The sequence below is a fragment of the Arthrobacter sp. B0490 genome (genome assembly GCF_002929355.1).
Taxonomy (GTDB): Bacteria; Actinomycetota; Actinomycetes; order Actinomycetales; family Micrococcaceae; genus Arthrobacter_D.
Genome location: NZ_PJIR01000089.1, coordinates 1 through 674 on the forward strand (window position 1 = coordinate 1; position 674 = coordinate 674).

General features: G+C 63.8%; 1 protein-coding gene. It reads left to right on the forward strand.

All coding sequences use genetic code 11. The annotated features are described in order from the left end of the window. On the forward strand, window positions 1-597 hold a 597-nt coding region (locus CXQ97_RS20905), incomplete at its 5' end, for a DUF2333 family protein (RefSeq protein WP_146069741.1). Window positions 598-674 lie beyond the last annotated feature (77 nt).

Below are 674 nucleotides of genomic sequence, written 5' to 3' on the forward strand. Positions count from 1 at the left end.
CTGTTCAACTTCGACAACCGCAGCTGGACCCTGCCTGCCTCGGAAAGTGAATACCGCAACGGCATCCGCAGTCTGGATCGCTATCTGGCCCGCCTCAGCGAGCCGGAGCCCAAGGCGTTGTTCTATACCCGCGCCGACAACCTGAACAACTGGTTGGGTGACGCGGCGACCCGCCTCGGATCGTTGTCCCAGCGCCTGTCGGCAAGTGTCGGTCGGGTGCGCCTGGATGCCGATATCGCACCGGAGCAGGAGCGGGCCGGCATCGTGCCGCAGGTCAAGGAGCAGGTGGTCGAGACGCCCTGGATGCAGATCGACAATGTATTCTTCGAGGCGCGTGGTCAGGCCTGGGCGCTGTCACATCTGCTGCGGGCGATCGAGGTGGACTTCGCCGACGTGCTGGCCAAGAAGAACGCCACGATCAGCGTCAGGCAGATCATTCGTGAGCTGGAGGCGGCGCAGGAGCCGCTGTGGAGTCCGATGGTGCTCAACGGCAGCGGCTACGGCGTGCTGGCCAATCACTCGCTGGTGATGGCCAACTACATCTCCCGTGCCAATGCGGCGATCATCGATCTGCGCAACCTGCTGACGCAGGGGTAAGGCGAGCCCCCAGCGGGGTTTAGGAAGCCTCAGGTTGGCGTCGTGTCTGACTGGCTCGACGCTAACCAGGCTTGCAC